The 3,732-nt window shown below is 60.0% G+C and carries 4 protein-coding genes; 2 read left to right on the forward strand and 2 right to left on the reverse strand.

Annotated features, from left to right (window positions below; genetic code table 11):
- Positions 1-1,117 (forward strand): caspase domain-containing protein (locus ACH2EH_RS16480; RefSeq protein ID WP_395143249.1); only part of this gene is annotated, 1,117 nt, incomplete at its 5' end.
- A 127-nt stretch (positions 1,118-1,244) separates the two neighbouring features.
- Positions 1,245-2,372 carry a hypothetical protein gene (locus ACH2EH_RS16485; protein ID WP_395143251.1) on the forward strand — a complete coding sequence of 376 codons (1,128 nt, stop codon included), beginning with the start codon at positions 1,245-1,247 and terminating at the stop codon, positions 2,370-2,372.
- 610 nt (positions 2,373-2,982) lie between these two features.
- On the opposite strand, the gene ACH2EH_RS16490 is transcribed toward ACH2EH_RS16485, so the two are convergent.
- Positions 2,983-3,426, reverse strand: a complete 444-nt coding sequence (locus tag ACH2EH_RS16490) for a hypothetical protein (RefSeq protein ID WP_395143253.1) — start codon at positions 3,424-3,426, stop codon at positions 2,983-2,985.
- An 18-nt stretch (positions 3,427-3,444) separates the two neighbouring features.
- Positions 3,445-3,732, reverse strand: a 288-nt coding sequence (locus tag ACH2EH_RS16495; RefSeq protein WP_395143255.1) for a hypothetical protein, incomplete at its 5' end; no start/stop codon positions are given.

Here is a 3,732-nt window from a genome sequence, read left to right on the forward strand (position 1 = left end):
CTTCGGTGATGCCAGAGGCTTCGACCTGCCGCAGATGGACGAAAAAGGCCGTATTCTCGATAAAGGCGATGTCATCGAGAAGGGCAGAGTGTTGGACAAAGGGCGCATTCTCGATAAGGGAGAAGACCGCGAACTGTTGGTCAAGGAACTACCCGCAGACCTTGCCCAGGAGGTTCGTGACAAACGCTACACCCACTTCCTTCAACTGCGCCTTACCTTCCCGGTGGACGACACCGACGGCGAGTTCATTCGTATCGCCATCCAGGTCGAAACGAAAGGCGGCAGCATCTCCGATAGGACGATCCTGCGCCTGCGCCGTCCCCAGGCTGAGGCGAACCGAGGCAGCCTGCGCGTGCTGACCATCGGCGTGGGAAACTACGACCACCTGCCCAAGCTCGGATTCGCCGCCAAGGACGCGCTTGATCTGGGGGCCGCGCTCCAAGCGCAGGGCGGTGATGGCAAGCTCTACCGGGGCACCGACATCCGCATCCTCACCGACGGCGACGCCACCCTCTCCCGCATTCGCGAGGCAGTGGATCAGTTCGTTGCCAACACGCGTCCCGGCGACACGCTGGTTCTGGCGCTCTCTGGCCACGGCATCAAGAAGGGGGAGAGCACCTACTTCGCCCCGATCCGCTTCGACCCGGAGAACTGCGCCGGAACCGGACTTGACTGGAAAGAGGTTCTGGCCAAGCTGGAGGAAGCCCGCAAGACCGCCCGCGCTATTTGGGTGCTGGCCGACTGTTGCCGATCCGCCCCGGGACTTCGGCGCGACACCGCCACTGCCCGCGACTTCCAGCGTGGGGTCGAGGAGGGCGGCAATCTTATTGTCTGCACCGCGTCGTCGGGCAACACCCCTAGCTTCGAGAGTGAGGACCTGAAGCACGGCATCTTTACGCAAGCCTGGCTCGATGCGCTCGGTGGTAAAGCACCTGAGATTCTCTACGAGCCGACGGCCCGCGGGCGCGTCCTAACTCTCTCGAGCTTGCAGAGCGCACTAGATCTCTCGGTGCGCCGGTATGCACGGGCGGCGGGAGTTCGGCAGCAGATCGAGTTCCCGCGGCTGGAGGGAAGCTTCTCGCCCGGGCAGCCACTCTTCGTACCGGTCGCAAAGTAGCCCTACAACGTCGCGGCACTTTGAGAGAGTTTTGAGAGAGTGGCCTGTTATGGTAGCAGAATCACCGGCGGAGCGATGACAATCTTGCCCTCCGCCCCAACCAGTAGAGGATATTGACATGACACCTATGACATTTGTAACACGACACTTCCTGCCCTGTGTGTTTGCCTCGCTTACTCTGCTCGCCTTGATCGGCGGCGGCACAGCTCACGCTCAGACGACCTACACCTTCGTTGACCTCGGCGTCTCAAACGTCACCGGAATCAACAACAACGGGCAGGTCTGCGGTAACACCTTTCGCATCAACCCGGTCCTGGTCAATGGTACGCTCGTCTGGAACAAGGACGACAACGGCGACGGAATCAACGATCTGGTACAGCCCCTGCCCCTCCTTAACGGCACGACCTCGTCGCGGGCTAAGGCCATCAATGCCTCCGGGCAGGTGGCCGGCAGCGTCGTCACCACCAAAGGCTCCAACACCGCGCTTTGGAGCGCCACCAGCAGCGCAGCCCTGACGCCCCTGGCACCGAACGCCAGCTACGCCGAGGGCATCAACGACGGGGGCGATCTGGTCGGTACGGTCACGATCCGCGCCGGCAACTACGCCTGCCTCTGGAAGAAGGCAGGTAGCAAATATACCGCCACGCAACTTCCCGATCTGAGCGGCTGCACCAACGGCTTCGCCCGCGCCGTCAACACCAACCGACAGGTGGTCGGGGTCACGTACCCCACGAATGGTTCGACGCGCGTGGCGTTCTTCTGGTCCGCTTCCACCGGGACGATTTCGCTCCCGTATCCCGTAGGTCACCTGCCCGGAGGGCTGGTCAACGCTATCAACGCGGCGGGGCAAGCCAGCGGCACCTCAAACACCGGCACCTATGACACGTTCACCCTGCCGGACGGGGCGTTGGTGAACCGGCCCCTCACCGTCGCCTTCCTCTACGACCACGCGAGCGGTAGTTCCTTCGCCCTGGGCACGCCCGCCGGGTTCGTCAGCACCGAGGGCTGGGCCATGAACAGCGCGATTGCTCCGCAGATTGTCGGCTCGGCGCGCCGCTCGTATGCGGACGGCTCAGGCTACTCCGCCTTCGTGTGGCAGAATGGCGGCTCCACGGATCTGAATACGGTGACTGCGGGAGTGCCGTTCGGCGCAACGCTGACTGGGGGCATCGCCATCAACGACAGCGGCTATATCATCGGTGGGTACAATGTCAACGGACAAACGCGCGCCTTCCTCCTGATACCAGGCCCATAAAAGCCATTGGTGCTGACTGGAGCACCTATCTTACGGGCGCTCCCAAATAGGCGGCCATCGAGTTATATAACTTGATGGCCGCTTTTGTAGTGCCTCCCTGTCCGCCGGGTCAAGCCCATCTCTTAATGTTGCTGGCGAATTGCGAGAGTGGCTCCCGGATCAACAACTTTCCTCTACGAGAGTGACCCAAACCCAGTAATTAGGTTCCATAGCAAGGTTTCAACCGGACGTTTGGTGAAAGCCGAAAAAGTTCAAATAAACGACCGTTTACCTGGTACACCTGGCGCGAACCGGAAGGGGAAGGAGGAGATTTCGGCTCTCCGGTGGCGCTCCCTCGTGGGAGTGTTCATGAAACTCGTTCGGAAAATCTACGTACCAAATGCCCGTCGAGGACATGGGTAGCGTGGTACGGTTATTTCGTCGTCTTGGCCCTCCTAATCGCGCGTTCCAAACTTGGCGTTCAGGGCCTCAGTGATGACGGCGGTGATGCTCGTATCGTGTCGCTTGGCCTCGGCCACCTAGTGCATCCTGTATCCTGCGCTAAGGTACCCGAATCAAGCCAAATGCATCAAGCCCTCATAAATTACGCTTTATGCTGCCTTGTCAAACTCTATGCTGCCTTGGCAAGGCGCTCCCGTCCGTATTGTGCCAGCTCAGAAACTGCCCGGCGCGTCGTTGGGTCAGAGAGGATCAGACGCAAACGCTTCTCCAACTCCTCACGATTGCGAACCTTCAGGACACGGCTGTCGAAAATGAACTCGGCAGGGTACGAAGAGAGCTTGTGGCGTAGCTTGAACAGACGGTACGAATAGCCATCCAGAGCGGGGGAAGTCAGCACGAAATCAAAGACAAGATGCTCCCCCCAGCTTCCCTCCTCGATACGAGCTTGCAGCAGCTCGCCAGATCGCTGGTTCAAGTCGCGGGCGGCAGAGTGCAGCAGGTCGGCAGGGGTTTCTGCCGCTCGCTCTGTCTGGGTGAGAATATCCTCGGGCCAGAATCCCGTCTTGTCCGCCAAGGGGCGGGAGGTTGTCGGGGTAAGGGTTGTCGTTGACATGGTAGTTCTCCAAATTGGTTATACAGCATCAAGCTGCTGCATCGCATCATCTGTGTTGGTGGTTCCCATCCGAAGCCGAAAGATGAGAGGGAGGTGGTCTGAGATCGCTCGCCGAGGAATGCCTCCCGCTGAAAGTAGGGAAACATTCTGCCCTGCGCGAGTTTGATATTGGGACACAATACAGAGGGCATTTGCATCAAAGCTGTCCAGCAGGTCGGGGCGCACCAGCACCTGATCGAACAGATGCCAGAAGAGGCAGTCGGTTTCATTGGTTCGATAGTAGTAAGAGCCAGGTGGCGAGCTGAG

Origin of the sequence: Armatimonas sp. (genome assembly GCF_043760365.1) — a bacterium.
Lineage (GTDB): Bacteria > Armatimonadota > Armatimonadia > Armatimonadales > Armatimonadaceae > Armatimonas.